General features: G+C 39.3%; 1 protein-coding gene. It reads right to left on the bottom strand.

Annotated features, from left to right (window positions below):
• The coding region (locus E1171_RS00415; RefSeq protein ID WP_155203023.1) for a pseudouridine synthase at window positions 1-639 on the bottom strand (639 nt) is incomplete at its 3' end.
• Window positions 640-680 lie beyond the last annotated feature (41 nt).

Raw genomic sequence — 680 nt, 5'->3', positions numbered from 1 at the left:
GGGAGCCTCAATAGTAGTAGTAGTTTTGTAATAGGGGTGAACAAAATTTATGGAATGAGCATGAAGTAAAAGAAAGGGGCTATCAAGCTGTTCCGCAAACATTTGATTGTGTCTCCAATCTCCGTGTCTTTTATCTCCCACAATATAATGTCGAATGTGGGCGAAATGTCTTCGAATTTGGTGCATTCGACCTGTTAATGGTTGCACATTTAGTAGGGAATAACGTGCAGTTTGATATCTACCTACGGCTATCGGTAGTTCTACAGTCTGAAGTCTTTTAAAAAAAGTAATAGCTTCTTGTTTTTCTCCTTCTCCCTCTTTCTTAAGTGGGTAGTCTATTTCTCCTTCCTCCGGAGCATACCCTCTAACAACAGTCAAGTATTGTTTGCGGACTTCTCTATGCTCAAAAGTCTTTGACAAGAGATGTGCAACTTCTTTATCCTTTCCAAATAATAATACGCCTGAAGTTGGTCTATCAAGGCGATGAACAGGAAACACATGTTGGCCAATCTGATCTCGGAGCATTTGCATAGCAAAAGAGGATTTTTCCTCAGCAGCTATCCTTGTTCTATGTACCAATAGACCATTTGGTTTATTTATGGCTATGCAGTGTTCATCCTCGTAAATTACCTCTAACATCCGATTTTCGTTTTTTTTGGGCAAAGATAGGAGAATGAAAA

Origin of the sequence: Xanthovirga aplysinae (assembly GCF_009711365.1) — a bacterium.
GTDB classification, from domain to species: domain Bacteria; phylum Bacteroidota; class Bacteroidia; order Cytophagales; family Cyclobacteriaceae; genus Xanthovirga; species Xanthovirga aplysinae.
The sequence above is the reverse complement of the archived record's forward strand: the minus strand, read 5'-3'. Positions and strand labels throughout refer to the sequence as shown.